Here is a 25846-nt window from a genome sequence, read left to right on the forward strand (position 1 = left end):
GGAGATGGTGATGCCGGGCGATAACGTGGTGATGACGATTGAGCTGATCGTGCCGGTGGCCATCGAAGAGGGCCTCCGCTTCGCAATCCGCGAGGGTGGTCGCACCGTTGGCGCCGGCGTCGTGACCAAGATCCTTGATTAGCAGAATGTGAACCGGAAACGGGGCGTGGTTCTCCCACGTCCCCGTCGATTGGAGAAAAAAGATGGCTAAGCAAAAGGTTCGTATTCGCCTCAAGGCGTATGATCACAAGATCCTTGACCAATCTGCGCGCCAGATCGTCGAGGCAGCCGAGCGTACCGGCGCACTAGTCGCCGGCCCAGTTCCGCTGCCAACCAAGATCGAGCGTTACAGCGTGATCCGGTCAGGGTTCATCGACAAAGACTCGCAGGAGCAGTTTGAGATTCGCACCCACAAACGATTAATCGATGTGCTCGATCCGAGCCAGCAAACGATTAATGCTCTGATGAAACTCAATCTGCCGGCTGGTGTCGATATTGAGATTAAGCTGTAGAAGAAAAGCAGGCGTTGCGTACCGCTGACGACGGCTTCGTTCTTGGTCAACGGCGGTGACGCGCGCCGGAAAGGCAGCCGCTGCGCGAATGACGCATGCTGCGGAGGTACACTATGATCCACGGATTGTTAGGTCGCAAAATCGGGATGATGCAGTACTTCACTGAGAAGGGCATGGCTATTCCGGTAACGGTGATCTCGGCCGGCCCCTGCATCGTCACCCAGATCCGCACGCCGGAGCGTGATGGCTATAGTGCGGTGCAGCTTGGCTACGAAGAGGTCGAGCCGCGCAAGCTGACTAAGCCGCAGCAGGGCCATCTCAAGGCAGCAGGTGGTGCAATGCTGCGCTACCTGCGCGAATTTAGTGCTGATGACCCATTAGCCCACAAGCCCGGCGAGGTGGTAACGGTTGAACTGTTTAAGCCCGGCCAGAAGGTCGATATTGCCGGCAACTCGAAGGGACGCGGCTTTGCCGGCGTCGTCAAGCGGCACGGCTTCCGCGGCGGCCCCAAGACTCACGGCCAAAGTGACCGCCACCGCGCTCCCGGTTCAATCGGCGCCGGTACCACACCCGGTCGCGTGTGGAAGGGCCAACGCATGGCTGGTCGCATGGGTGGTAAGCGAGTCACGATCCAGAATCTGGAAGTGGTCGAAGTGCTACCCGAACAGAATCTGCTACTGGTGAAGGGCTCCGTTCCCGGCGCCCGCAATGGCCTGCTTCAGATCCGCAAAGCGGTGAAGGGCTAGAGGGGTAAAACGATGCAGGCAACACTCTACAATCAGGCCGGCGAACAGGTAGGCGCCATTGAGGTGAGCGATTATATCTTCGGCATCGAGCCGAATGTGCCGGTGATGCATCAATATGTGGTGATGCAGAACGCGAACGCCCGCCTCGGTACGCACAATACGCGCGGTCGCGGCGAGGTTAAGGGTTCGACCCGCAAGCTCTATCGTCAGAAGGGCACTGGTCGCGCCCGCCAAGGTTCGATCCGCGCGCCGCATCACAAGGGCGGCGGTATCGCTCACGGCCCCCATCCGCGCTCGTATCGCGTCTCGATGCCGCGCAAGATGCGCCGGCTTGGCGTGCGCTCAGCATTGTCGGCTAAGTTTGCCGCCGGCCAGATCCGGTTTGTGGATGCGCTGAGCTTCGAGCAGCCGCGCACCAAGGATTTCATCGCCTTCCTCAAGGCGCACGGCCTCGCCGATACGAAGACGCTGGTCGTGATCGACAGCAAGAGCCCGGCGAATGAGAATCTGCGGCGCTCGGCCAATAATCTGCCGCAGGTGAAGACGCTGCTGGCCCACTACCTCAATGTGCGCGATCTGTTGGTCTATGACCACATCGTCATGCCCAAAGCGGCGGTTGAGGTGGTCGAGAGTTATCTCGGCGAACGCACGCGCGTGGCGGCGCCGGCGCAGGAGGATTAAACCATGCTGACGCCGTATGATATTCTGATCCGCCCGCTGATCACCGAGAAGAATACCAGCTTGATGGAACTCAACAAGTATACGTTTGAGGTCCATCGCGAGGCGACCAAGCCTCAGATCAAGCGCGCGGTTGAGACCATCTTTAATGTGACGGTCACCAAGGTGCATACGATCAATGTGCGCGGGAAGCGCCGCCGGCGCGGTCAATCGGTTGGTTATACCCGCGATTGGAAGAAGGCGATTGTGACGCTGGCCGAAGGTGATCGGATCGAGATCTTCGGCGCATAACGTCGCTGCTGAACAGAAAGCAGTGACCGGTGCCGGTTCGCACTGATGAGCCGGCGCTGCCAGAGGGAGACAACGTATGGGAGTTCGCATTTACAAGCCAACCTCGGCCGGTCGCCGCAATATGTCGGTTTCGACCTTCGAGGAGATTACCAAGAAACGGCCAGAGCCGGGCTTGATCGAGCCATTGCGCAAGAAGGCCGGCCGCAATAATCAGGGCCGCATTACCGTGCGCCATCGCGGCGGCGGTCATAAGCGGTTTTATCGCATTATCGACTTTAAGCGGAATAAGTTCGGCATTCCGGCCAAGGTGCAGGCGATTGAGTACGATCCCAACCGCAGCGCCCGGATTGCCCTATTGGCCTACGCTGATGGTGAGAAGCGCTACATTATTGCGCCGCTCGGCCTTAAGGTTGGCGATACGGTGATGAGTGGCCCTGATGCCGAAATTCGCGTTGGTAACGCCCTACCTATCAGCGCTATTCCGCTCGGTACCCAGATCCACAATATCGAGCTGGAGATTGGGCGCGGTGGCGTGTTGGTGCGCTCGGCTGGTACAGCCGCCCAGTTGATGGCCAAAGAGGGTGATTACGCCACTGTCCGTATGCCCTCTGGTGAGATGCGCATGATCCACGTGCGGTGTATGGCCACCATTGGGCAAGTGGGCAATGTCGATCATCAGAACATTCGGATTGGCAAGGCCGGACGCTCGCGCTGGCTCGGCCGCCGGCCACGCGTGCGTGGAGCGGCGATGAACCCCCGCGACCATCCTCACGGCGGTGGCGAGGGTCGCGCTCCGCGTGGCATGAGCACGCCGAAGACAAAGTGGGGCAAGCCGGCTCGTGGCGTCAAGACCCGCCACAATCCGCGCTTCGATCGCTTTATTGTCCGCCGGCGCAAGTAAGGTTGCTCTGCCGGGTGGTAACCGTAGCCGCCCGGCACCCTATGAGGAGGAACTATGTCCCGCTCGTCGAAGAAGGGGCCATACGTCGATATTCGATTGCTCGATAAGATTGAGGCGATGAATAAGGCCAATGAGAAGCGGGTGATCCGCACATGGTCGCGCGACTCGACCATCTTCCCGCAGATGATTGGCCACACTATCGCCGTCCATGATGGCCGCCGCCACGTGCCCGTCTACATTACTGAAAACATGGTCGGGCACAAGCTGGGTGAGTTTGCACCGACTCGCTTTTTCCGCGGCCACGGCGGCAAGAAGGCCGATAAGCGCGGGAAAGTCAAGTAGCTCCCGCTTAAGTCCGATGGCATCAGACCAGAAACGTGGTAGAATAGCACGCTTGTGGAGATGCGTCGGGTAGCGATACGAGAAGAGCAATGGAAGCAAAAGCTGTGACCCGCTATGTGCGAATCTCGCCGCTGAAGGTTCGCCTCGTGATGGATGTTGTGCGCGGCATGCCGGTTGACCGTGCATTGGCCACGTTGCGCTATATGCCGCAAAAGGCGGCTCGCGAGGTGGCCCGCACCCTCAAGTCGGCAATCGCGAACGCCGAGCACAACTTTGAGATGGATCGCGAAGAGCTGTACATTAAGACCATTTACGCCGATCAAGGCCCGGTCTTGAAACGGTTTATGCCGCGGGCGCGCGGTATGGCGAATCGCATCCGCAAACCAACCACCCATATCACGGTGGTGGTGGCCGATAAGTCGGAGTACTAGTAGAGGGAGGCTCGCTTGGGGCGCAAAGTACATCCGATCGGCTTCCGGCTCGGGTATATCAAGGACTGGCAATCGAAGTGGTTCGCCAATGGCGAAGAGTACACTCGCCAGCTTCATGAAGATATCGAGCTGCGCAAGCTGATCAGCAAGGAATTGCAGAGCGCAGGCGTGTCGCGGATCGAGATCGAACGCTCAGCCAATAAGATCGAGATTTCGGTCTATACGGCCAAGCCCGGGATCGTGATCGGCAAACGCGGCACGAATGTCGATACGCTGAAGAGCACGCTAGAGCGCAAAACGGGCAAGAAGATAAAGCTGAATATCAAAGAGATTAATCAGCCCGAACTTGATGCCCAGTTGGTAGCCGAGAGCATCGGCGAGCAGATTACCAAGCGTGTCAGTTACAAACGCGCAATGAAGCAGGCCGTCCAGCGCGCTATGCGGCTGGGGGCGCAAGGTGTCAAGGTGCGCTGCTCGGGCCGTCTGGGCGGCGCCGAAATGTCGCGCGTCCACGAAGAAGCTGAGGGCCGCGTACCACGCCATACGCTTCGCGCTGATATCGATTATGCGCAGGTGCATGCCCACACGACCTACGGCCGCATCGGCGTGAAGGTCTGGATCTATAAGGGAGAGGTCTTCCCGAACCAGACCACGAAGGCGCAGGTCGAACAGCCGGCGGCGCCCGCACCCGAACGGCGTGAACGCCAGCCGAGGAGGAATAGCAATGCTTCTGCCTAAGCGCACGAAGTACCGCAAAATGCAAAAAGGGCGCAGCCCCGGCCTTTCGTACCGCGGCAATAATGTCGTGTTTGGCGAGTATGGCCTGATGGCGCTCGAACCGAGCTGGATCTCCAGTCGTCAGATTGAGGCTGCCCGCCGTGCCATCACCAATTATGTGAAGCGTGGCGGTAAGGTTTGGATTCGGATTTTTCCGGATAAACCCGTTACTCGCAAGCCCGCTGAGACTCGTATGGGTGGCGGTAAGGGTTCGGTTGACCACTGGGTGGCGGTAGTTAAGCCCGGCCGGATTATGTTCGAGTTGGGCGGAGTTCGTGAAGAGGTCGCCCACGAGGCCTTGCGCCGCGCAGCGCAAAAGCTGCCGGTAAAGTGCAAGGTCATCGACCGCGAAGAGCAGGGCACGATGGCTACGGCTGAGGAGGTGAGCAGTGAAAACGAATGAGCTGCGCGCCCTCGATGATGCCCAACTGCGCGCGAAGCTGGCTGAGTATAAGGTTGAGCTGTTTAATCTGCGCTTCCAAAAGGCGACCGGCAGCTTGACTAATACCGCTCGGCCGCGTCAGGTTAAGAAGGAGATTGCGCGCATCCTGACCATCCTGCGCGAGCGCGAGTTAGCGCAGGCTGAGCTCGGCTAACGGATTATGGAGCAGATCATGATGACCGCAGAACAGAAGCGCAAAACGACAAAGCTTGGCCGCGTCGTCAGTGATAAAATGGACAAGACGGTAGTAGTGGCGGTGGATTATCTCAAGCCCCATCCGCTCTACCGCAAGATTATTCGGCGGACGAAGAAGTTTCACGCCCACGATGAGGAGAACAACTGCAAAGTGGGTGATGTCGTGCGGATCGAAGAGACTCGCCCGCTGAGCCGCACGAAGCGCTGGCGGGTAGTCGAAATCGTCAAGCGTGGCGAGGAGGAGTAGCCATGATCCAGCCTCAAACACGGCTAAAGGTCGCCGATAATACCGGGGCCAAAGAGATCATGTGCATCCGGGTCCTCGGTGGTTCGCGGGTGCGCTATGGCCGGGTCGGTGACATCATTGTCGCATCGGTAAAGGTGGCTACGCCCGGCGGTCAGGTCAAAAAGGGTGATGTGGTCAAAGCGGTGATTATCCGCACGGCCAAAGAGTATGGCCGGCCCGACGGTTCACACATCCGCTTTGATGATAACGCGGCGGTGCTGATTGGGAAAGAGAATAACCCCCGTGGCACCCGTATCTTTGGCCCGGTGGCCCGTGAGTTGCGCGAGAAGCAGTTTATGCGGATCGTGTCGCTCGCCCCGGAGGTGCTGTGATGCATGTGAAGACTGGTGATGAAGTGTTGGTGATCGCCGGCAAAGATAAGGGGCGCCGCGGCAAGATCAAGCGTGCGCTGCCGGCAGTCAACCGGGTGGTGGTGGAAGGGCTAAATATCGTTAAGCGCCACCAGAAGCCGCGCGGCCCCGGTCGCGCCGGCGGGATTATCGAGATGGAAGCGCCACTGCACGCTTCAAATGTGATGCTGATCTGCCCGAGCTGCGGGCGGGCCTCACGCACCGGCAAGCGATTCCTTGAAGAGACCGATCATAAAGGCCGTCCGCGCAAGGTGCGCTATTGCAAGGCCTGTGATGCCATTATCGATAAGTAGTCTATTTCAGGGCCGGCGCAGCTTAAGACTGACGCCAAGCCCCTGGAGAAAGAGCTATGACCGTTCGATTGCGTGAAAAGTATCAGAACGAGGTCGTCCCGGCATTGATGGAGGAGTTTAAGTTCAAGTCCATCATGCAGGTGCCGCGCCTTGTCAAAATTGTGGTTAATGTTGGCGTCGGCGAGGCGGTGCAGAATGCCAAGGCGATCGAGGCCGCCGTGAATGATCTGGCGACGATCACTGGCCAAAAGCCAGTGGTAACGCGGGCCAAGAAGTCGGTGGCGTCGTTTAAGCTGCGCGCCGGGATGCCGATCGGCGCGATGGTAACGCTGCGCGGCGATCGGATGTACGATTTTCTCGACCGGCTCTGCTCGCTGGCGCTGCCGCGCATCCGCGACTTTCGCGGTGTGAGCCGCAGTTCGTTCGATGGCCGCGGCAACTATAGCCTTGGTCTGCGCGAGCAGATCGTCTTCCCAGACATCGACTACGACAAGATCGATAAGATTCGTGGATTAGAGGTGGCGATTGTCACCAGCGCGCCGAATGATGAGCAAGCCTATTCGCTGCTCAAGCGGCTCGGTATGCCATTTCGTGATTAGTTTGAACTAAGAGCGCGCAGTGCGCTGACTGGTTCAACGCTTTGAGGAGGTATTCCGTTGGCTAAGAAGTCGTTGATCGTGAAGGCTCAGCGGCCACCGAAGTTTCGGGTGCGCGCCTATAATCGCTGCAAGATCTGCGGCCGGTCGCGAGCCTACATTCGAAAGTTCGGGATGTGCCGTATCTGCTTCCGCGAGCATGCGTTGAAGGGCCTCATTCCGGGCGTCGTCAAGTCGAGCTGGTGAGTGCTGTGCGGCAATCAGAAACGTTATTGACGCCCGACTTGTGAGGAGGCATACCGTGAGTGTGAATGATCCTATCGGCGATATGCTGACACGCATCCGCAATGCGTGCATGGCCCGCCATACAACGGTGACGATGCCGGCATCGAAGATGAAGATTGCGATTGCCGACATTTTGAAGCGAGAAGGTTTTATTCGGGATTACACGGTGATCGATGATGGCAAGCCGTACAAGACCATCTCGATTACGCTGAAGTATATGTCCGACCGCCGGCCGGCGATTACCGGTCTGCGCCGGGTGAGTAAGCCGGGGCTGCGCATCTATACCAAGCGCGATGACATTCCGCGGGTGCGCGGCGGCCTCGGGCTGAGCATTCTCTCAACGCCGAAGGGTGTGCTCGCTGACCACGAGGCTTGGCGCGAGCGCGTCGGTGGCGAAGTGCTCTGCTACGTTTGGTAACGCGCACGGAGGAGTATCATGTCGCGAATTGGCAAACGACCGATTACCGTGCCGAAGGGCGTTCAGGTTACCATCGGCGAGCAGAACCTCGTGACGGTGAAAGGCCCGAAAGGTACCCTGACCCAACAGTTGCACCCCGATATGCTGATTAAGCAAGAGGGGGATGTGATTACCGTCCAACGCCCTTCGGACGGGAAGTTGCACCGGGCGCTGCATGGCCTGACGCGTACCCTGCTCAATAATATGATTATAGGGGTGACGCAGGGCTGGCAGCGGGCGTTAGAAATCAATGGCGTCGGCTACCGTGCCCAGCTTGAGGGCAAGACGCTGGTGCTCAACCTAGGCTTTTCCCATCAGGTGCGCCTCGATCCGCCGCCAAACATTAGCTATATCGTCGGTGAGCGCAAGTCGGCCAACGACCCGCTGGCGCTGACGGTGGTCGGGATCGATAAGCAACAGGTGGGTGAAGAGGCAGCGCGCATTCGCAGCCTGCGCCCGCCGGAGCCGTATAAAGGCAAGGGCATCAAGTACGTCGAAGAGAAGATCCGCCGCAAGGCTGGCAAGGCTGGCAAGGCGAAGTAGTTCGCTGAAAACGCGGCTAGCGGCAGACGCGGTAGCGATAGGATAGACAATATTGATGAGCGATGCTTGCCCCCGTCTGAGGCATCTCGCCCCGCTCTATCCAGTCGGAGAAGGGCGGATGCAGGGGCTACAACGCAACTGTTCTATCGTCATTGAATCAAGCGAGCGACGGGGGATAGAATCTCCGTTGCGGCAGTATTGAGGATAGTATGGGAAAACGAACACCACGTGAACTCCGGCTTCGCCGGCACAATCGCATCCGCAAGCGCGTGTCGGGCACGCCAGAACGGCCGCGGCTGAATGTGTTCCGCAGCCATGCCCACATCTACGCGCAGGTGATTGATGATACCGTCGGCCATACGCTGGTTGCCGCTTCCACCATAGAAAAGGGCTGGAACGGCAATCCGGAAATGACCAAGACGCAGGAAGCGGCGCTGGTCGGCAAGTTGATTGCCGAACGAGCGTTGCAGGCCGGGATTACGAAGGTGGTCTTCGATCGCGGCGGCTATAAGTATCACGGACGGGTGAAAGCGCTGGCCGAAGCGGCCCGCGAAGCTGGTCTGAACTTCTAGTTGCCCAAGGGCAGCGTAGCGGAGGAACTGTGAAACGAGAACGTATCAACCCCGACACGCTGGAGCTCGAGGAGCGAGTCGTCCAGATCAACCGCGTGTCAAAGGTCGTGAAGGGCGGCCGCCGCTTCAGCTTCAGCACGGTCGTTGTGGTCGGTGATGGCAAAGGCCACGTTGGCATTGGCATGGGTAAAGCGGCAGAAGTGCCGGATGCGATTCGCAAGGGGGCCGAAGCAGCCAAGCGTAATCTGATCCGCGTACCGCTGGTGCATTCGACCGTCCCCCATGAGGTCGTGACGAAGTATGCTGCCACTAAGGTGATGCTTCGCCCGGCAGCCCCCGGTACCGGCGTTATCGCCGGTCGCGGCGTGCGCCCGGTAGTTGAGGCGGCTGGTATTAAAGACCTGCTTTCGAAGGTCTATGGCAGCAATAACCCGGTGAATGTTGTGAAGGCAACATTCAAGGCGCTGAGCGAGATGACCTCGCTACCAGAGATGGCACGCCGGCGCGACATGACGACGCAAGAGCTGATGGAACGCCGGACGCGGCGCGAAACGGAGGCGGCGTGATGGGTAAGCTGCGCGTAACGTATGTCAAGAGCGCAATTGGCTATGCGCGCGACCAGAAAGAGACGCTGGCCGCGCTGGGCTTGCGCCGCTTGAATCAGAGTGTGCTCAAACCCGATAATCCATCGGTGCGCGGGATGCTGTTTAAGATTCAGCACCTCGTGAAGGTGGAAGAGGTTGAGGACGAGGTGCAGGCATGAAACTTCACGATTTGCGCCCCGCCGAGGGTTCGCGCCGCAAGAGCAAGCGCATCGGTCGCGGCCACGGCTCGGGCAAAGGTAAGACCGGCGGTAAGGGTATGATGGGCCAGAAGGCTCGTAGCGGGCCCGGTCCTTACCGCACGTTTGAGGGCGGCCAGAACCGGCTGGTGAAGCGCATGCCATTCAAGCGCGGCTTCACTAACAAGTTCCGCGTTGAGTATGAAGTGGTGAATATTGGCAGCCTTGCTGATTGGCCGGTTGAGCTGGAAGTGACGCCGGAGTCGCTATTGCATCGCCGGCTGGTGCGCCGCAAGAAGATGCCGATCAAGATTCTCGGTGACGGCGAATTGAGCCAGCCGTTGGTGATCAAGGCGCATAAATTTTCGGCCAGCGCCCGCCAGAAGATCGAGGCTGCCGGCGGAAAGGCGATCGATCTGACGTGGGTCATCGAGCGCCCCTCACGCTCGCGCGGGCCCAATCCGAGCATGCGCAAAGCTCTCCAATCGTAATCGGTCAGCGCGGCGAGAACCTTGTCGTTCTCGCCGCCCACAGGAAGCATCACCATGCTGCAGGCTGTACTTCGCGCTATTCAGTTGCCTGATCTCCGGCGCCGCATCCTCTTTACAATTGGGATGCTGTTTCTGTTTCGCCTGATCGCGCATATTCCGGTGCCCAACATCAACCCGGTAACGCTCGAGCAGTTACGGCAGGCGCTGGCAACCAACCAACTAGCCCAGTTGCTCAATCTGTTTGCCGGCGGCGCGCTAGAAAACTTTTCCGTGGCGGCAATGGGAGTGTACCCGTATATCACCGCCCAAATTATCATGCAGTTGCTGCAACCGCTAATTCCCGCGCTGCAAGAATTGCAGAAAGAGGGCGAACAGGGCCGCCTGCGCCTCAACCGCTACCAGTTGTGGCTGACCATTCCGCTAGCGTACCTGCAAGCCTACGGCCAAACGCTGACCCTTGAGCGCACGATTAACCCGAACAATGATCCGATTCAGTCATTGTTCCGGACCCCGTTTGATTTAGGGGCGAATTTCTTGCCGACGTTCACCGTGCTTACCACGATGGTCGCCGGCACGATGTTGCTGATTTGGCTCGGTGAACAGATCAACGAACGTGGGATCGGCAACGGTATTTCGATTATCATCTTCGGCGGCATTGTTTCGCGATTGCCCGGCTTGATCATTCAGGGCTTCCAGATCAGCCAAGCCGGTGATTTCAGCACTATTCTTGGCCTGATCGGCTTTATTGCCATTGCCCTGCTGACGATCGTCGGTATTGTGTTGATCCAAGAAGGCCAGCGCCGTATTCGGGTGCAATATGCGCGGCGGGTGCGCGGGAACAAAGTCTATGGCGGCCAGAGCAGCTTCATTCCGCTGAAGGTGAATTCGGCCGGCATGATCCCGTTGATCTTCGCGCAAAGCATTATTATCTTCCCCGGCATCGTCGCGTCGTGGTTCTACCGGCCCGGCGCTGAAGGGATCGGGAATGCGATCGCTGGCTTCTTCTACAACACGTTCAATCCAACCGGGCAAGGTGGCGGGATCGTCTACATGACGCTCCTCTTCTTATTGACGGTTGGGTTTACCTATTTCTACACAGTGGTAATCTTCGCCCAGCAAGATCTCGCCGAGAACTTGCAGCGCAATGGTGGGTTCATCCCCGGCATTCGCCCCGGCAAGAAGACGGAGGAGTATCTGATGAAGGTACTTAACCGGATCACCCTCGCCGGCGCGCTCTTCCTTGGCTTGATCGCAGTGTTGCCCTTCCTTACCCAGTCAATTACTGGTGTGCAAATTGGGCTAGGTAGCACTGCGCTGCTGATTGTGGTCGGTGTGGCAGTCGATACCATGCGCCAGCTTGAGGCGCAGTTGATTATGCGCGACTACGAGGGTTTTTTGACCCGGTAGGCGTTGCACACGAACGGCAAAAAGTGTAGTACAATACAAGTCGTTGCTCGCCGGCATGCCGGTTGGGCAGCGTCTTTGTGAGACAGGCAGACGGTCATACCGTGCAGCGTCCTGTACGGTTCTGAAAATGAGCGAGCGCCGAGTCATGACCAACGTTATCTTGTTAGGACCGCCGGGGGCCGGCAAAGGCACACAGGCAAAAACCCTCGCTGATCGGACTGGTTTGACCCATGTCGCCAGCGGCGATCTCTTTCGCGCCGCGTTGCGTGAAGGAACCGAATTGGGCATGCTGGCAAAGTCCTATATGGATCGCGGTGAATTGGTACCAGATGAGGTTGTGATTCGGATGATTCTCGAGCGCATCCGGCAGCCGGATTGCGCCTCCGGTGTCATCTTCGACGGTTTCCCGCGGACCCAAGATCAAGCGCGGGCGCTCGAAGAAGCGCTCGTGGGTGACGGTGCTCGCATCGACGCCGTGCTCTTTTTGGCCGTGCCACAAGACGTGCTGCTGCGCCGAATTGCCGGTCGGCAGACGTGCCGCACTTGCGGCGCCATCTTCAACATCTATTATTTTCCGTCGCACCGACCGGGTATCTGCGACGCCTGCGGCGGCAAACTCTATCAACGGAGCGATGATTCGATCGAGACGGCGCAGCACCGGCTGGATGTCTACTTCGCCCAAACAATGCCGCTGATTGAGTATTATCAGCGACAGGGCATCCTGCATGAGATCGATGGTCAACGTGAGATCGCGCTCGTGACAGAGGCAATGCTGAAAGCGCTGAGCCCGTATCTGGCGCCGGCGCAGCCGTAGGTTAGGAGGGATATGTCGAAGAAGAAGGACGTGATCGAGATGGAGGGCACGATCACCGAGCCATTGCCCAATGCAATGTTCCGGGTGCAGCTCGATAACGGGCATGAAGTGCTCGCTCACATCTCGGGCAAGATGCGGATGAATTACATCCGGATCTTGAAGGGTGACCGGGTGCTGGTCGAGCTGTCGCCGTATGACCTGACCCGGGGACGCATTACGTATCGCTATAAGTAGGGGGCGCGACGCAGCACGGCGGCGTCCGCCGCCGCAAGGAGGCTGAAATGAAAGTGCGAGCGTCGGTAAAGCCGCGCTGCGAGTATTGCAAGGTGATTAAGCGCAAGGGCGTGATCCGGGTGATCTGCTCACGCACACCGAAGCATAAACAGCGGCAAGGATAACGGTAGGCAATATCCGCCCGCTCTGACGGGCCGAGAAGACGCTCCGCCAGCCGCATTCGGTTGGCGGAACCTATCAGTAGCGAAGAGGACAGGCATGGCACGTATCGCCGGGGTTGATATTCCCCGCAACAAAAAGATCGAGATTGCGATCACCTACATCTATGGGATCGGACGCTCGAATGGCATGGACATTCTGCGCAAGGCGAATGTAAATCCCGAGCGCCGAGTACGTGATCTAACCGAGGAAGAGGTTGGCCGGATTCGCGAGATTGTCGATCGCGAGTATCGGGTCGAGGGTGATTTGCGCCGCGAGGTGCAGTTGAATATCAAGCGCCTGATGGATATTGGTTGTTACCGTGGCCTGCGCCACCGCCGCGGTATGCCGGTGCGTGGCCAGCGCACGCGCACCAATGCCCGCACTCGCCGCGGGCGGCGCGGTCAGGCGATCGGTATCAAGAAGAAGACCAAGAAGTAGTTGTAATAAGGAGTGAGGCATGCCCGCGAAGGGAAAAGCGACCACGACGACGGCACGCCAGCGTGGCAAGCGCCGCGAACGCAAGAATGTGCCGCGGGGTCAGGCGCATATTCAGAGCACGTTTAATAATACGATCGTGACGATTACCGATCCACAGGGCGCCGTGATATGTTGGGCAAGCGCCGGCCAGAGCGGTTTCAAAGGCTCGCGCAAGAGCACCCCCTACGCTGCGCAGGTGGCTGCCGAGAACGCCGCCCGTAAGGCGATGGAAAATGGCATGCGGTCGGTTGAGGTGTTTGTGAAGGGTCCCGGCGCTGGCCGCGAGGCCGCGATCCGGTCGTTGCAGGCCGCCGGTTTGCAGATCACGGCGATTACCGATGTGACGCCAATTCCGCACAACGGCTGCCGCCCGCCCAAGCGCCGCCGCGTGTAAGCGCAACCGTTCGGAGACGGGTAGCGAAAGGGTACTAGTTTTGTACTGTGAGACGACCGCAATTGGAACCGGAGGGCATCGTTCCCGGACGCCCACTGCGGTGGTGCGTGCAAGCAGCAGCACCGGCGCCCATCTCACAGGTGTGAAAAGCGGAACGCAGCGTTTCCCTGCGTTCGTGATATTGACAAAGGATAAGGAAGACTATGGCGCGATACACAGGCCCCGTCGGTAAGGTGAGCCGACGGCTGGGGATTGGAATCACCGAAAAAGGACAGCGCATTCTGAACAAGCGGTCGGATCCGCCGGGGCAGCACGGTGCTGCAGCCCGTCGCCGGCAGTTGTCCGACTATGGTATGCAGTTGCGCGAAAAGCAGAAAGCAAAGTTTCTGTATGGCGTCCTCGAGCGCCAGTTCCGCCGTCTATTCGAGCAGGCGTCGCGCCGCAGCGGCGTGACCGGTGAGTACCTGCTGAGCTTGCTCGAGCGCCGGCTCGATAATGTGGTGTACCGGCTTGGGTTTGCCACGACGCGCGCACAGGCTCGCCAATTGGTGAATCACGGGCATATCGTTGTTGATGGTCGCAAGACAAATATCCCGTCGTATACCGTGAAGGTTGGGCAAGTGATCGCGGTACGCCCACAGAGCCGCAGCCGCACTTATTTCAAGAATCTGGTCGATAGCGGCGTGCTGAACAAGCACCGCGCCCCCGAATGGCTCCGGCTGAATGCCGCCGACCTTTCGGGCACAGTGGTTTCGCTGCCACGCCGTGAAGATGCTGAGGCCGGGATCAACGAGCAGTTGATCGTCGAGTTCTATAGCCGGTAGTAGCTCCCGTCTGCGGGATGCAAACGAAGAAATGGGAGGCAGCCGTGCTCGATATCGCTCAACCAAAGATCGAGGTTGTTGAGACAACCGAGACCTTTGGGCGCTTTAAAATCGAGCCGCTCGATCCGGGCTATGGACACACGCTCGGTAACGCGCTGCGGCGCGTCCTGCTTACAGCCATTCCCGGATCGGCGATGACACATGTGCGCATTGCCGGTGTCTATCAGGAGAGCGATACCATCCCCGGTGTGACCGAGGATGTGGTCGAGATCATTTTGAACCTGAAAGGCATCCATCTGCGTGGCCGCCACGAAGGTACGGCAACCGCGACGATTCGGAAGCAGGGGCCGGGAATAGTGACGGCAGCCGATCTGGTCTTGCCAGAGGGGCTGGTGGTCGTCGATCCTGATCACTATATCTGCACCCTCGAACACGCGCAGGCGCAGTTTGAGTTGGTGGCGACGATTGAGCGCGGTCGCGGCTATCTGTCGGCTGATCAGCGCGGGATTCTCCCGCTGGGTGAGATTCCGATCGACGCGATCTTTACGCCGGTGCCACGGGTGAACTATGTGGTGGAAAACACCCGTATCGGCCAAGCTACGGACTTCGACCGCCTGATTCTTGAGGTGTGGACCAACGGCACCGTGCGACCGGTCGATGCGCTCGACTATGCGGCTCGGGTGTTGGTGCATTATAACACGACAATCGCGAATTTCAACCGGCTGGCCGCTGAACCGGAATCCCAGCCCGAAACGAATGGGTTGGAGATTCCAGCGAACGTCTATGACACGTCGATCGAGACGTTGGAACTTTCGACCCGCACGTATAACTGCCTGAAGCGGGCCGAAATCACCAAGATCGGTCAGGTGTTGCAGATGGATGAGAAGGCACTCTTGTCGGTGCGTAATCTCGGCCAGAAATCGATGGAAGAGATTCGCGATAAATTGATTGAACGGGGTTATATTCCGCGATTGCCTGCGAATGGGGCGTCGCGCTAAGAGGATACGACCATGCGACATCGACATGCCGGAAAGTTGCTGGGGCGGTCGTATGAGCACCGCAAGGCGCTTTACCGTAACCTTATGATCGCCCTAATTGAGCACAAGAAGATTAAGACGACGCTGGCCAAGGCGCGCGCGGTCCAGCCTGAAATTGAACACCTGCTCTCGATTGCGCGCGAGGACACGCCGCATGCGCGCCGGATGGCGCTCTCGAAGCTGGCCAGCAAGGACGCGATGCGCAAGCTGTTTACCTTTGCGCCGACCACTTACGGCGGGCGCAATGGTGGCTACACGCGGATCACTAAGCTCGGCCCGCGTCGCGGCGATGGGGCTGAAATGGCTTTGATCGAGTTGGTCTGATGCGGACGATTGCGCTGCTGCTAGCCTATGACGGCGCCGATTTCGCCGGCTCGCAGTGGCAAACCGACATTCGCACGGTGCAAGGCGCGCTCGAATCGGCATGGGAGGCGCTTACGCAGGAGCAACGCCGGATAGTGTTGGCTGGACGCACCGATGCCGGTGTTCACGCCTCTGGGCAGGTGGCGCATGTGCAGACGGCAACCCGCCACTCGCTCGCTACGATCTGGCGTGGCCTGAATGCGCATCTGCCAACCGATCTGACGGTACAGAATGTCGGTGAAGCGACTCGCGATTTTCACGCGCGCTTTAGCGCTCTTCAGCGTGAATATCGCTACCTGATCGAGTGTGCGCCGGCGCCATTGCCGCAACTCCGCCATCAGGCGCTGCATTACGCAGGGACGCTTGATGTATCGGCAATGACCGCAGCGCTCAGGCTACTGGAGGGAACGCATGATTTTGCCGCCTTCACGACGGCAACGCCAACCCAACGCTCGACTGTACGGACGATTCATTGGACCCGGATCGTCGAGCGGGAGTGGTTTGACCGGCGGTTATTAGCCATCGAGCTAGCGGCAAATGCATTCCTGCAACATATGGTGCGGATGATCGTCGGCACGCTCCTGCTCGTTGGGCGTGGGCGGATGAACGTCGATCAGTTTGGTGAGGTATTGGTCAGCCGAGATCGCCGGCTGGCCGGGCCAACCGCCCCAGCGCACGGGTTGACGCTCACGGCGGTACGCTATCCGCCCGGCCTTATTCGCTGGGCTGAACCATTGGAACGGCAAAATGGCACGACGAAGGTCCAACAGCCTTCGTCCTACGTACACGAGGAATAGGTGCGGTGAAGACCTATCATCAGAAACCGTCAGAAGTGCAGCGCGACTGGTACGTCATTGATGCGAGCGGGAAGGTGCTCGGCCGGTTGGCGACGCAGATCAGTACGCTGCTGCGCGGCAAGCACAAACCAACGTATACCCCGTCGATTGACGGCGGTGATTTCGTGATTGTGGTTAACGCCGAGAAGATCGTATTGACTGGGCGCAAACCGGATCAGAAGATCTACTATCGGCACACTGGGTATCCGGGTGGCATTAAGGCCACACCGTACAAGATGATGCTGGCCAAGCATCCGGATCGTATCTTGCGTCTTGCCGTCAAGCGGATGCTGCCGAAGAACCGGATGGGCCGCCGGTTACTGACCAAACTGCGCATCTACGCTGGGCCGAACCACCCACATGCTGCGCAGCAGCCCAAGCCTTACATCCCGCGCTAGCGCAGCGTGGACCGTTGTTATTGCAAACTCGCGCCCTCGCGCGTTGATCACGAGCACGCGCCATACCCGGCGCACAGGTGGTGAGGAGAAGGAATGGAAGCCAAGCGCTACTATCAGGGTACCGGCCGCCGCAAGACGGCGGTGGCGCGGGTACGCCTCTTCCCCGGCAGTGGGGATTTTATCGTCAACGGTAAGAAGCCGGAAGACTACTTCGGCAATCGCGATCTGTTCCAGCACAACTTGCGGCTGCCGCTGGTGTTGACCAATCATCTCAACACGTTTAACGTCTTGGTGAAGGTCAAGGGGGGCGGCGTATCCGGGCAGGTTGGTGCGGTACGTCACGGCATTGCTCGCGCGCTGCTCGATTACGATAGCGAGCTGCGCCCAACGCTGAAGCAGGCTGGCCTGCTGACCCGCGACCCGCGCGCGAAAGAGCGGAAGAAGGTCGGTCTCAAGCGCGCGCGCAAGGCGCCTCAGTACACCAAGCGCTAACGCAGACACAAGCAATGATCGCAGCGATGCAAGCAGGCAGACGGTCCGCAACTCGGCCGTCTGCTATGCATTATCATTCACCGAGCAGTTGGCATGCGCGTAATAACTGGAAAAGCGAAAGGGCATCGCCTGAAAGCGCCGAAAGGGCTTGGCACTCGGCCTATGCTGGATCGAGTCAAAGAGGCGCTTTTTTCCGTGCTGGAAGGGTACGGGTCGATTCGCGGCGCTGTACTTGACCTCTACGCCGGTACCGGATCGCTCGGGATTGAATGCTTGTCACGCGGAGCTGATAGCGCCGATTTTGTCGAGCGCAATGCGCACGTCTGCTCGATCATCGCCGAGAACCTGCGCCATACTCGTTTTGATCAGCAAGCGCGTATCCATCACATGCCAGTTGATCGCTTTTTGCACCGTCAGCGCGGCGTTGGACGCTATGATATAATCATTATGGACCCGCCGTATGCTGATCCAGCGATCGAGGCGACCATGCAGCTTGTCGCGAGCAGTGGCGTTGGCAAAGAGGGCAGTTTGCTAATCGTCGGGCATTCACCCCGTGTCGCGCTCGCCGATGCGTATCCCGGTCTGCACCGGATCAAGTTTCGCCGGCTGGGTGATTCCTGTTTTTCGATCTACGAACTCACGACCACCGCTACGCCGGAACAAGAAGGGTAAGCCATGCGCATCGCCATCTATCCCGGCAGTTTCGATCCGGTCACTTACGCTCACCTTGATATCGCCCGCCGCGCCGCGCGTATCTTCGACCGGGTTATCATGGCCGTTTTCGATCGACCACAAAAGCGGCTGCTGTTTTCAACCGAAGAGCGCTTGCAATTGTTGCGAGCGACGACTGCTGACCTCGCCAATGTCGAAGCGATGAGCTACCACATCCTCACGGTTGAATTCGCGCGTGAGGTTGGCGCATGCGCAATCGTGCGCGGCCTGCGCGCCGGGAGCGATTTTGAAGCTGAGTTCCAGATGGCGCAGGTCAACCAGACGATCGATCCCGAGATCGAAGTGGTGGTGCTAATGGCCGGGCGGCCATTTGCGCATATCAGCTCGACGGCTGTACGCGAAATGGCTAGCCTAGGGCGCGATCCAGTGGAATTTGCACCACCGGTGGTCGTAGCGGCCTTACGGGAAAAATTCGCGCAGAGGGGGTGATCGCCATCGAGCTGGATGATCTGATTGATGAATTGGAAGAGGTGATCGCTGCCGGGGTTCGCTTACCTCTCAGCGGCGGGCGCACGCTGATTGATGAAGGTCGCGTGCTCGAGATCATCGACCAGATGCGCACAGTCATTCCCGAAGAGATCCGGCGCGCCCGCCGGATTATCGCCGAGCAAGAGCAATTGCTCGCTGCTGCACAGGCCCGCGTGCAAGAGGTGCTAAGCGAACGCGGTCTGTTGGCGGCTGTTGAAGCGGAGCGCGCGCGCTTGCTGCAACAGGCCGAACAGGAAGCCGCTGAGGTACGAGCTGGCGCTGACGCCTACGCTCGGCAAGTATTGGAAGAACTCGATGAGCGGCTGAGCAAGTTGCTCACGAGCGTTCGGAACGGCTTGCATGCGCTGGATGAGCGCCAACCGGGCGCTTGACAACCCGCCACTCTCTCGCCTATAATTTGGCGCTTGTGGCGGGGCCAATGGCGCGCCACAGGTGAAAGTTATGACAGCTCTACGGTTTAATCTCGCGCAACTGCTGCGCGAAGAGATGGGAGCGCGACGCGATATCTCGTTTACCGAGCCGGCGCTGCGGCTCGATGATAATCTAACGTTGCGCAACATTAGCGGTCGCCTTCGTTTGACCCGCACGGCGGCTGGTGTGTACGCACAGGTGACTGCTCACGGCGTTATCACTCTCACATGCGTGCGCTCGCTTGAACAGTTCGATTATGAACTTGATCTCGACTTCAGCGACCAGTTTTACGCTGTAGTCGATGTGGTGAATGGGCACCGATTGCCCAAACCGGTGGAAGATGATCCGTTTATGCTCGATGAGCTGCACCACATCGATGTGGGTGAAGCGATTCGCAGCTATGCGCTGATCAGCTTGCCGATGAACCCGGTCGCGCCGGCTTACCGCGACCAACCGGTCAACTATACGGTTGAGTCGGAAGGCATTGAGGAAGACGACGCTCCAGTCGATGAACGCTTCGCTGCGCTGCGTGAATGGGCGGAGCGACAACGGAACCAAAACTGAGGAGTAACAAATCATGGGTGCAGTACCGAAGCGAAAAGTATCGCGCCACCGGCGCGGTAACCGGCGGAAACATCTGGCGTTGACACCGCCGGTAATGGTAACCTGCCCGCGCTGTGGCGAATTAATGCGGGCGCATCGCGCATGCCTGTCGTGCGGTTACTACAAGGGCCGGCAGGTCCTGAAAGTGAACGCTGAGTAATCAGTGAAGCTCGGATCGCGACACGTGTAGGGTCCACAGGCATGAAGGGGCTGCCTGCCGATCAGATCGGTTTGGCAGCCCTTTACTGTAGATAGAAAGGTTGTGAGGGTGAGCAGGGAACGTTACGCGGCAGTGATCGGCTGGGGTATGGCCGTCCCCTCTCGCGTGATCACGAATGATGAGCTGGCACAACGGATTGACACCTCTGATGAGTGGATCCGTACCCGTACCGGCATCCGTGAACGCCGGGTCGCTGGCCTCGGTGAGAGCACCTCAACCTTCGCAACCGCCGCCGGACGCGAGGCGCTGGCAATGGCGGGAGTCGATGCGACGACCATTGATACGGTGATTGTCGCTACCTGCACCCCTGATCGACCGTTCCCCGCGACCGCTTGCACGGTGCAGGCAAATTTGCGAATTCCGCGTGCAATTGCGTTTGATCTAGTAGCAGCCTGTAGTGGTTTCGTCTACGGACTGACCGTCGCCACAAGCCTGATTAAAAGTGGGGTCAGCCGCCGCCTCTTGCTGATCGGGGCCGATATCTTTACCCACTATATCAACTGGGATGACCGAAATACCTGCGTTTTGTTTGGCGATGGCGCTGGCGCAGTTGTGCTAGAAGCGACCGATCAGCCGTTTGGACTGATCGCTTCCAACCTGAGCGCCGATGGTAACCTCGAAGACCTCATGGCGGTCGATGCCGGCGGCACACGTATGCCGCTCACTGCTGAGCTGCTGGCTGAAGGCCGGCAATATGTCTATATGAATGGGCGTGAGATCTTTAAGCACGCCGTGCGTGAGATGAGCGATTCAGCGATGCAGGTGGTGCAAGCGGCTGGGTTAACGATCGACGATATCGCGCTAGTGATCCCGCACCAAGCCAATGTGCGGATCATTGATGCGGTCGCGCGCCGGCTCGAAATTCCACCTGAGCGGGTGATGATCAATCTCGACCGGTATGGCAACACGTCGGCGGCTTCCATTCCGATTGCCTTGTACGAAGCCGCCCAACAGGGCCGGATCGCATCTGGCGACTATGTCTTAGTTACCGCATTTGGCGGTGGTTTAACTTGGGGATCGGGAGTGGTACGCTGGGGCCGTCCGGCGCAGTAAGAGGTTCGCTGGGCCGCTCGTTACGGCCCATGAAGATATAGCGACCTAACACGGACGATGAGCGGTCACGCTGGCGCAATAGTCTAGGGGGGAGAGTAAAGCGCCGGCAGGGAAGGAGAAGGCGGTCAAACCATGAGCATTGCATGGGTCTTTCCGGGTCAGGGATCGCAGGTAGTTGGCATGGGGCGCGATTTGATCACTGCATCCGCAGCAGCGCGCCAAATTTTTGCCACTGCGGACGAGACGCTTGATTTCGGGTTGAGTGAATTGTGCTTTAGCGGGCCAGAAACCGACCTCACTGCCACAGAGAATGCGCAACCGGCGCTCCTCACCACCAGCATGGCCCTCTTAGCCGCGATGCGCGAACTATTGGGCGACCGGCTCGAACCACCGATTGCGGTCGCTGGTCACAGCCTTGGTGAATACTCAGCCTTGGTTGCAGGCGGTTCATTGGATTTCATCACGGCGTTGCGCCTCGTGCGTCGCCGGGGCGAATTGATGGCCGCCGCTCACGATGGCAGCATGGCAGCCGTCATCGGGCTTGATACCGGCATCCTTGAACAGATCTGTCAAGAAGTGAGCACAGCACTTCAACACCACAATCAATTGCACGGCACCGTTGTCATCGCTAATTACAATGCCCCTGATCAACTCGTGATCAGCGGCAGTGTAGTGGCAGTGGAACATGCCAGCCTACTCGCCAAAAGTCGCGGCGCTAAACGTGTGATTCCGCTCAAAGTCAGCGCAGCCTTCCATTCCCCCTTGATGGTCGAAGCCGCCGAAGGTATGGCGCAGGCGATTGCCAGCGCGACCGTACACGATCTAGAAATTCCGCTGATTGCCAATGTCACTGCTAAACCGCTCCGCGATGCCGATGATGTGCGGCGCGAAATGGTCGCGCAAGTGGTAGCGCCGGTGCGTTGGATTGCGTCAGTACAGCACATGGTAGCGATGGGGGTCGAAACCTTCGTCGAGATCGGACCGGGAAGAGTATTGACCGGGTTGATTCGCCGGATTGCGCCAGCAGCGCGCTTGATCAACATTGCCACCTTCGAGGATGTACGGGCATTGACGGCAATGCAACCGGTATAGAGAATGCTATGGAATTGCAGGGGCAGGTCGCCATTATTACCGGTGGCGCGCGTGGAATCGGGCGCGCCACGACCATTGAGCTGGCTGCTGCCGGGGCGCGTGTATTGATCAACTATCAACGCAGCGCCTCGGCGGCTGAAGCCTTGGCGGCTGAAATGATCGCAAAGGGCAGTGATGCGTTTGCTTTTCAGGCGAACGTTACCGATGAGCAGGCAGTCGAGCGAATGGTACACGCGGCGCTGGAACGCTGGGGCCGGATCGATGTGCTAGTGAATAATGCCGGCATCACTGCCGATGCACCACTGGCTCGCCTACGGCCAGAGCAATGGCAACAGGTAATTGAAACCGACCTGACCTCAGTGTTTCTCTGTTGCCGCGCTGTCGTACCAATCATGCGCGCCGCTGGCTATGGCCGAATCGTATCAGTCAGTTCGCTGGCGGCACTGGCTGGCAATGTCGGCCAGACGAATTATGCCGCCGCCAAAGCCGGTATTATCGGTTTGAGCCGCTCGCTCGCTCGTGAAGTCGCTCGTGATGGCATTACCGTCAATGTCGTCGCTCCCGGTTATATCGAAACCGATATGGTGGAAACCGTGCCGGAAGCATTACGGGCATGGGCGCTGCAAGCGATCGCGTTGGGACGGTTTGGCCGACCTGAAGAGGTCGCCGCCGCTATCCGGTTTCTCGTCTCTCCACGCGCTTCGTACATTACCGGCCATGTCTTGACCATTGACGGAGGTTGGGTGATGCCGTAGGGTTGTTGTTGCGCGGCAATGACAGTACCACGGAACGGGATAGAAGCAACAATGATCGACTTCACCGGACAAGTAGCAATCGTTACCGGCGGGTCAGGAGGGATCGGGCAAGCGATTGTGCGCGGCCTCGCCCGGTATGGCGCTCGGGTGTTGGTAGGGTACCATCACGACGAGGCTGCTGCTGCCAGCATTGTCGCCGTGGCCCAATCGTTTGGCAGCGAAGCCGCAGCACTAGCAATCGATGTCCGCGAAGTTGACAGTGGGCCTGCGTTGGTGAATGCAGCCCTCGAGCGGTGGGGCCAACTTGACATCTTGATCAATAGCGCGGGAATTGCCGATTATGGCCCGCTGAGCGAGATGAGCAGCGAGCGCTGGCGACAAACGATCCAAACCAACCTGAGTGGGGTCTATCACACCTGCCGCGCAGTCCTACGCCCGATGATGCAACAGCGCTACGGACGGATCATCAATCTGGCTGCACTGTACGGATCCTCTGGCTTTCCCGGTCAAGCCGACTTTGCCGCAGCAGCCGGCGGGATTATCGGGCTAACACGCGCCTTAGCCCGCGAAGCGGCGCCGTGGCAGATTACAGTTAATGCGGTCGCACCGGGAATGATCGAGACAGACCTCGTGCAAGCCATTCCGGCAGAAATCCAAGCGTGGAGCGCTAATATCATCGCGTTACGCCGATTGGGGAAGCCCGAAGAGGTTGCCGCCGCCGTGCTCTTCCTCGCGTCACCGGCAGCATCGTATATCACCGGACAGACGCTGGCCGTCGATGGCGGCTGGACGATGGCGTAGGAAGATAGTGTTCCTTTCCCGCTATGCCAGCATAAAAACGCAGATGCGGTAGTTGCCTACCGCATCGCGACTAAATGGATCAACTTAGATACCCGCCTACTTTTTACTTACACCCTCTCGGAACCCAACCACCTCGAGAGTTCATCAGAGCGGCAAGGATGTTCCAAACCACCGTACCCTCACAGGTCCTTTAGCTGCTCCGCCTTCAGCAGATTATGCGCCGGGCTAGCTTTTGCTATCGGATTATCTCACCATCTAGCGTGGGACAGCAGCTCTTTCTTACCCAACGCGGTGAGTTTGTTTGGGAGGCAACCGTACGGCTCGCAGAGCATCCGATTACTCAGCAGTAATCCGGCGCTTGTCTGTTCGTCTCCCCGACCCCATCATCATTACTTTTTTCGATGGTGGTCGTTTCCCCGAACTTACGCTGCACCTCTCTCACCTTACCCACACATAACTCTTTACATTAGAGGTGAAGCGCTTGCCTTCCGGTTGCACGTAAGTGGTTAGTTCCTCCTTCCGGTTTCTGATGTTCTCTCGAGGCTACGGCCTGATCATAGCACCCTGAAGGTCAAAAATCAAGTACTTAATCGTAACTTAACGATGATAAAACACAATTCTTTGTGCTATCAGCCATCGTAGGGTTAAAAAGCTGTTAAAAACCCCGAAGGCATATCGATAGGAGTGTAAAGCATTTTTATTCACACAGGCATGTCAGCCGCGATCCGGGCAGCCACTGCTTGCCCCGAAAGCAAAACTAGTGGGATACCACCACCGGGATGGGTGCCGCCACCAACAAAGTATAGGCCGCGCACCCGGCGCGCGCGCAGGGGAGGGCGGGCAAAGGCAGCAAAGGGTGAATTGGAGCTAATGCCATAGATTGAGCCAAAAGTGGCGTTGTAACACTGCGCCAGATCGCGCGGCGTCCAATGATAGGTGTAGCGAATAGCGTGACGCAAACCGTGCAGACCCATCGTCTCAAGTTTGGTGATGATGTGATCGCGGTAGGCCGGCAGCACAGCTTCCCAATCGATCCGGCCATCGTCAACTGGCGCATTCACCAACACAAACAGATTCATGTGACCGGGCGGCGCATGGGCAGGGTCGGAACGACATGTCGCGGCGATATACACCGTCGGATCGAGCGCGGGACGGCGATCGCGCACGATGGCCTGAAACTCCGCCGGGTAATCGCCGCCAAAGAAGATGTTGTGGTGGACTAATTGCGGAAAATCGCCCTCAACGCCGAGAAAGAGCACCACCCCACTGTATGACGGTTCAATCCGGGCGAGACGCGCTGCCTCGCGCTGGCCGCCGGGGATCAGCCGCTCGTAAGCGTATTGCGGATCGGCGTTCACCACCGCTGCCGCAGCCGGCAAGACAGTACCCTCGACCAGCCGCACCCCGCACACCCTGCCATTCTCAACCATGATCTCGGCCACCGGCGCGCGCGTGCGCAGCTCAACCCCTAGCTCCTCAGCCAAGCGGACCAGCGCCACGGCCAATTGGTACATCCCGCCGCGCACATACCAACCACCTTCCGCCAGCTCAATGTAGGCGATCACATTGAAGGTAGCTGGTGACAGGTAGGGCGAAGAGCCGTTGTAGGTCGCATAGCGATTAAAGAGCTGGCGTAGATGCGGGCTACGGAAGAACGAGCGCACCGCTGCATCAACACTGCGCAGCGCATCAATGCGCAGGGCATGGCGTGCCATCGTTGGCGTGATCAACTCGCGCAGACCATCGAACGGGCGCAGCAGGAAGGGGCCAGCCACCGCATCATAAATTCGGGATGTGTGAGCCATAAAACGAAAGAAATGGGGCACATCCGCCGGGCTGATGCGCTCGATCTCTTGGATCAACTGGGGTAATCGCTGCCACGCATCAAAGCGGGCGCCATCGGGCCAGAAATAGCGGCAGGTCGGCTCCACTTGCTCAAGGCAGAGGTAGTCGTCCATGCAGCGATTAGCGGCGGCGAAAAGATCGCGGATCACCCATGGCATTGTCAACAACGAGGGGCCGGTATCGAAGGTATACCCTTCAGCCTGATGGAGGTTCAGCTTGCCGCCTAACCGTTCGTTCTTTTCACAGAGGATGACACGGCGGCCTTGGGCAGCCAACCGGATTGCCGCCGCTAAACCACCCAAACCACCGCCGATAATGATTATCGGAAGTTGCGTTGTATGCGCCATAGCGTCACACAAGATAAAAACGCAAAGACAC

The 25846-nt window shown here is 58.7% G+C and carries 43 protein-coding genes and 1 pseudogene; 43 read left to right on the plus strand and 1 reads right to left on the minus strand.

Going from position 1 to position 25846, the window contains the following annotated elements:
• The 43 genes and pseudogenes from tuf to Q1A00_RS07940 form a co-directional block, all read left to right on the plus strand.
• Positions 1–142: pseudogene (tuf, locus tag Q1A00_RS07730) on the plus strand (elongation factor Tu); the annotation flags it as partial.
• A 61-nt stretch (positions 143–203) separates the two neighbouring features.
• Positions 204–512 carry a 30S ribosomal protein S10 gene (rpsJ, locus tag Q1A00_RS07735; RefSeq protein ID WP_012258230.1) on the plus strand — a complete coding sequence of 103 codons (309 nt, stop codon included), beginning with the start codon at positions 204–206 and terminating at the stop codon, positions 510–512.
• A gap of 113 nt (positions 513–625) precedes the next feature.
• On the plus strand, positions 626–1258 hold the full coding sequence (rplC, locus tag Q1A00_RS07740; protein ID WP_298405810.1) for a 50S ribosomal protein L3: 633 nt from the start codon (positions 626–628) through the stop codon (positions 1256–1258).
• A gap of 12 nt (positions 1259–1270) precedes the next feature.
• Positions 1271–1939 carry a 50S ribosomal protein L4 gene (gene rplD, locus Q1A00_RS07745; protein ID WP_298405812.1) on the plus strand — a complete coding sequence of 223 codons (669 nt, stop codon included), beginning with the start codon at positions 1271–1273 and terminating at the stop codon, positions 1937–1939.
• Positions 1940–1942: 3 nt separating this feature from the next.
• The gene (gene rplW / locus Q1A00_RS07750; protein ID WP_298405814.1) at positions 1943–2227 is read left to right on the plus strand and encodes a 50S ribosomal protein L23; all 285 of its coding nucleotides are present in this window, start codon (positions 1943–1945) and stop codon (positions 2225–2227) included.
• A 76-nt stretch (positions 2228–2303) separates the two neighbouring features.
• Positions 2304–3128, plus strand: a complete 825-nt coding sequence (rplB, locus tag Q1A00_RS07755; protein WP_066789233.1) for a 50S ribosomal protein L2 — start codon at positions 2304–2306, stop codon at positions 3126–3128.
• Positions 3129–3182: 54 nt separating this feature from the next.
• Positions 3183–3470 carry a 30S ribosomal protein S19 gene (gene rpsS, locus Q1A00_RS07760; protein ID WP_298405817.1) on the plus strand — a complete coding sequence of 96 codons (288 nt, stop codon included), beginning with the start codon at positions 3183–3185 and terminating at the stop codon, positions 3468–3470.
• 89 nt (positions 3471–3559) lie between these two features.
• The gene (gene rplV / locus Q1A00_RS07765) at positions 3560–3901 is read left to right on the plus strand and encodes a 50S ribosomal protein L22 (protein ID WP_066789237.1); all 342 of its coding nucleotides are present in this window, start codon (positions 3560–3562) and stop codon (positions 3899–3901) included.
• A 15-nt stretch (positions 3902–3916) separates the two neighbouring features.
• A complete protein-coding gene (gene rpsC, locus Q1A00_RS07770) occupies positions 3917–4639 on the plus strand; it encodes a 30S ribosomal protein S3 (protein ID WP_298405820.1) in 723 nt (240 codons plus the stop codon).
• The gene (gene rplP / locus Q1A00_RS07775) at positions 4626–5081 is read left to right on the plus strand and encodes a 50S ribosomal protein L16 (RefSeq protein WP_298405821.1); all 456 of its coding nucleotides are present in this window, start codon (positions 4626–4628) and stop codon (positions 5079–5081) included. Before rpsC ends, rplP begins: the two co-directional genes overlap by 14 nt.
• The gene (rpmC, locus tag Q1A00_RS07780) at positions 5068–5274 is read left to right on the plus strand and encodes a 50S ribosomal protein L29 (RefSeq protein WP_298405823.1); all 207 of its coding nucleotides are present in this window, start codon (positions 5068–5070) and stop codon (positions 5272–5274) included. The genes rplP and rpmC overlap by 14 nt, the downstream gene beginning before the upstream one ends.
• An 18-nt stretch (positions 5275–5292) precedes the next feature.
• Positions 5293–5562, plus strand: coding sequence for a 30S ribosomal protein S17 (gene rpsQ / locus Q1A00_RS07785; RefSeq protein ID WP_366144835.1), 270 nt, complete (start codon positions 5293–5295; stop codon positions 5560–5562).
• 2 nt (positions 5563–5564) lie between these two features.
• Positions 5565–5933, plus strand: a complete 369-nt coding sequence (gene rplN, locus Q1A00_RS07790) for a 50S ribosomal protein L14 (RefSeq protein WP_012258241.1) — start codon at positions 5565–5567, stop codon at positions 5931–5933.
• A complete protein-coding gene (gene rplX / locus Q1A00_RS07795) occupies positions 5933–6265 on the plus strand; it encodes a 50S ribosomal protein L24 (protein WP_066789248.1) in 333 nt (110 codons plus the stop codon). Before rplN ends, rplX begins: the two co-directional genes overlap by 1 nt.
• Positions 6266–6321: 56 nt before the next feature.
• Positions 6322–6864 (plus strand): 50S ribosomal protein L5, encoded by a 543-nt coding sequence (gene rplE, locus Q1A00_RS07800; protein WP_298405827.1) that lies wholly within the window; start codon positions 6322–6324, stop codon positions 6862–6864.
• Between the two features lie 57 nt (positions 6865–6921).
• Positions 6922–7107 carry a type Z 30S ribosomal protein S14 gene (locus tag Q1A00_RS07805; protein WP_298405829.1) on the plus strand — a complete coding sequence of 62 codons (186 nt, stop codon included), beginning with the start codon at positions 6922–6924 and terminating at the stop codon, positions 7105–7107.
• 55 nt (positions 7108–7162) lie between these two features.
• Positions 7163–7564, plus strand: coding sequence for a 30S ribosomal protein S8 (rpsH, locus tag Q1A00_RS07810; RefSeq protein ID WP_298405831.1), 402 nt, complete (start codon positions 7163–7165; stop codon positions 7562–7564).
• Between the two features lie 18 nt (positions 7565–7582).
• Positions 7583–8146, plus strand: a complete 564-nt coding sequence (gene rplF, locus Q1A00_RS07815) for a 50S ribosomal protein L6 (protein WP_298405833.1) — start codon at positions 7583–7585, stop codon at positions 8144–8146.
• 209 nt (positions 8147–8355) lie between these two features.
• Complete coding sequence (gene rplR / locus Q1A00_RS07820) at positions 8356–8718, plus strand: 50S ribosomal protein L18 (protein ID WP_298405834.1); 363 nt, start codon at positions 8356–8358, stop codon at positions 8716–8718.
• 29 nt (positions 8719–8747) lie between these two features.
• On the plus strand, positions 8748–9284 hold the full coding sequence (rpsE, locus tag Q1A00_RS07825; RefSeq protein ID WP_298405836.1) for a 30S ribosomal protein S5: 537 nt from the start codon (positions 8748–8750) through the stop codon (positions 9282–9284).
• Entirely contained in the window at positions 9284–9481 is a 198-nt protein-coding gene (rpmD, locus tag Q1A00_RS07830; protein ID WP_015941720.1) for a 50S ribosomal protein L30, read from the plus strand. The genes rpsE and rpmD overlap by 1 nt, the downstream gene beginning before the upstream one ends.
• Entirely contained in the window at positions 9478–9990 is a 513-nt protein-coding gene (gene rplO, locus Q1A00_RS07835; RefSeq protein WP_298405839.1) for a 50S ribosomal protein L15, read from the plus strand. The genes rpmD and rplO overlap by 4 nt, the downstream gene beginning before the upstream one ends.
• Positions 9991–10044: 54 nt before the next feature.
• Complete coding sequence (secY, locus tag Q1A00_RS07840; protein WP_298405840.1) at positions 10045–11397, plus strand: preprotein translocase subunit SecY; 1353 nt, start codon at positions 10045–10047, stop codon at positions 11395–11397.
• A 145-nt stretch (positions 11398–11542) separates the two neighbouring features.
• Positions 11543–12211 (plus strand): adenylate kinase, encoded by a 669-nt coding sequence (locus Q1A00_RS07845; RefSeq protein WP_298405842.1) that lies wholly within the window; start codon positions 11543–11545, stop codon positions 12209–12211.
• Positions 12212–12223: 12 nt separating this feature from the next.
• Positions 12224–12445: a translation initiation factor IF-1 gene (infA, locus tag Q1A00_RS07850; protein WP_012258253.1), complete on the plus strand. Its 222-nt coding sequence runs from the start codon at positions 12224–12226 to the stop codon at positions 12443–12445.
• A 47-nt stretch (positions 12446–12492) separates the two neighbouring features.
• Positions 12493–12609, plus strand: coding sequence for a 50S ribosomal protein L36 (gene rpmJ / locus Q1A00_RS07855; RefSeq protein WP_012258254.1), 117 nt, complete (start codon positions 12493–12495; stop codon positions 12607–12609).
• 94 nt (positions 12610–12703) lie between these two features.
• Positions 12704–13084, plus strand: a complete 381-nt coding sequence (gene rpsM / locus Q1A00_RS07860) for a 30S ribosomal protein S13 (protein WP_066789275.1) — start codon at positions 12704–12706, stop codon at positions 13082–13084.
• 19 nt (positions 13085–13103) lie between these two features.
• The gene (gene rpsK / locus Q1A00_RS07865; protein ID WP_298405850.1) at positions 13104–13517 is read left to right on the plus strand and encodes a 30S ribosomal protein S11; all 414 of its coding nucleotides are present in this window, start codon (positions 13104–13106) and stop codon (positions 13515–13517) included.
• A 203-nt stretch (positions 13518–13720) separates the two neighbouring features.
• On the plus strand, positions 13721–14341 hold the full coding sequence (gene rpsD, locus Q1A00_RS07870) for a 30S ribosomal protein S4 (protein ID WP_298405852.1): 621 nt from the start codon (positions 13721–13723) through the stop codon (positions 14339–14341).
• A 44-nt stretch (positions 14342–14385) separates the two neighbouring features.
• Entirely contained in the window at positions 14386–15339 is a 954-nt protein-coding gene (locus Q1A00_RS07875; protein WP_298405854.1) for a DNA-directed RNA polymerase subunit alpha, read from the plus strand.
• 12 nt (positions 15340–15351) lie between these two features.
• Entirely contained in the window at positions 15352–15702 is a 351-nt protein-coding gene (rplQ, locus tag Q1A00_RS07880; RefSeq protein ID WP_298405856.1) for a 50S ribosomal protein L17, read from the plus strand.
• Complete coding sequence (gene truA / locus Q1A00_RS07885) at positions 15702–16538, plus strand: tRNA pseudouridine(38-40) synthase TruA (RefSeq protein WP_298405858.1); 837 nt, start codon at positions 15702–15704, stop codon at positions 16536–16538. Before rplQ ends, truA begins: the two co-directional genes overlap by 1 nt.
• Positions 16539–16543: 5 nt before the next feature.
• Entirely contained in the window at positions 16544–16975 is a 432-nt protein-coding gene (rplM, locus tag Q1A00_RS07890) for a 50S ribosomal protein L13 (RefSeq protein ID WP_298405860.1), read from the plus strand.
• A 93-nt stretch (positions 16976–17068) separates the two neighbouring features.
• Positions 17069–17467: a 30S ribosomal protein S9 gene (gene rpsI, locus Q1A00_RS07895; protein WP_298405862.1), complete on the plus strand. Its 399-nt coding sequence runs from the start codon at positions 17069–17071 to the stop codon at positions 17465–17467.
• Between the two features lie 75 nt (positions 17468–17542).
• A complete protein-coding gene (gene rsmD, locus Q1A00_RS07900; protein ID WP_298405958.1) occupies positions 17543–18139 on the plus strand; it encodes a 16S rRNA (guanine(966)-N(2))-methyltransferase RsmD in 597 nt (198 codons plus the stop codon).
• 3 nt (positions 18140–18142) lie between these two features.
• Positions 18143–18628 (plus strand): pantetheine-phosphate adenylyltransferase, encoded by a 486-nt coding sequence (gene coaD / locus Q1A00_RS07905; protein ID WP_298405864.1) that lies wholly within the window; start codon positions 18143–18145, stop codon positions 18626–18628.
• Positions 18625–19059 (plus strand): hypothetical protein, encoded by a 435-nt coding sequence (locus Q1A00_RS07910; protein WP_066789300.1) that lies wholly within the window; start codon positions 18625–18627, stop codon positions 19057–19059. Before coaD ends, Q1A00_RS07910 begins: the two co-directional genes overlap by 4 nt.
• Positions 19060–19129: 70 nt before the next feature.
• Positions 19130–19663, plus strand: coding sequence for a DUF177 domain-containing protein (locus tag Q1A00_RS07915; RefSeq protein WP_298405865.1), 534 nt, complete (start codon positions 19130–19132; stop codon positions 19661–19663).
• Between the two features lie 13 nt (positions 19664–19676).
• Entirely contained in the window at positions 19677–19862 is a 186-nt protein-coding gene (gene rpmF, locus Q1A00_RS07920; protein WP_298405867.1) for a 50S ribosomal protein L32, read from the plus strand.
• 108 nt (positions 19863–19970) lie between these two features.
• A complete protein-coding gene (locus tag Q1A00_RS07925; RefSeq protein WP_298405868.1) occupies positions 19971–20975 on the plus strand; it encodes a beta-ketoacyl-ACP synthase III in 1005 nt (334 codons plus the stop codon).
• A 132-nt stretch (positions 20976–21107) separates the two neighbouring features.
• Positions 21108–22067: an ACP S-malonyltransferase gene (gene fabD / locus Q1A00_RS07930; protein WP_298405870.1), complete on the plus strand. Its 960-nt coding sequence runs from the start codon at positions 21108–21110 to the stop codon at positions 22065–22067.
• A gap of 8 nt (positions 22068–22075) precedes the next feature.
• Entirely contained in the window at positions 22076–22822 is a 747-nt protein-coding gene (locus Q1A00_RS07935) for a 3-oxoacyl-ACP reductase family protein (protein ID WP_298405872.1), read from the plus strand.
• 51 nt (positions 22823–22873) lie between these two features.
• Entirely contained in the window at positions 22874–23623 is a 750-nt protein-coding gene (locus tag Q1A00_RS07940) for a 3-oxoacyl-ACP reductase family protein (protein WP_298405874.1), read from the plus strand.
• A 701-nt stretch (positions 23624–24324) separates the two neighbouring features.
• Here Q1A00_RS07940 and crtI read toward each other — a convergent pair.
• Entirely contained in the window at positions 24325–25815 is a 1491-nt protein-coding gene (gene crtI, locus Q1A00_RS07945) for an NAD(P)/FAD-dependent oxidoreductase (protein WP_298405876.1), read from the minus strand.
• Between the last annotated feature and the right edge of the window lie 31 nt (positions 25816–25846).

Origin of the sequence: uncultured Chloroflexus sp. (assembly GCF_938091255.1) — a bacterium.
GTDB lineage: Bacteria > Chloroflexota > Chloroflexia > Chloroflexales > Chloroflexaceae > Chloroflexus.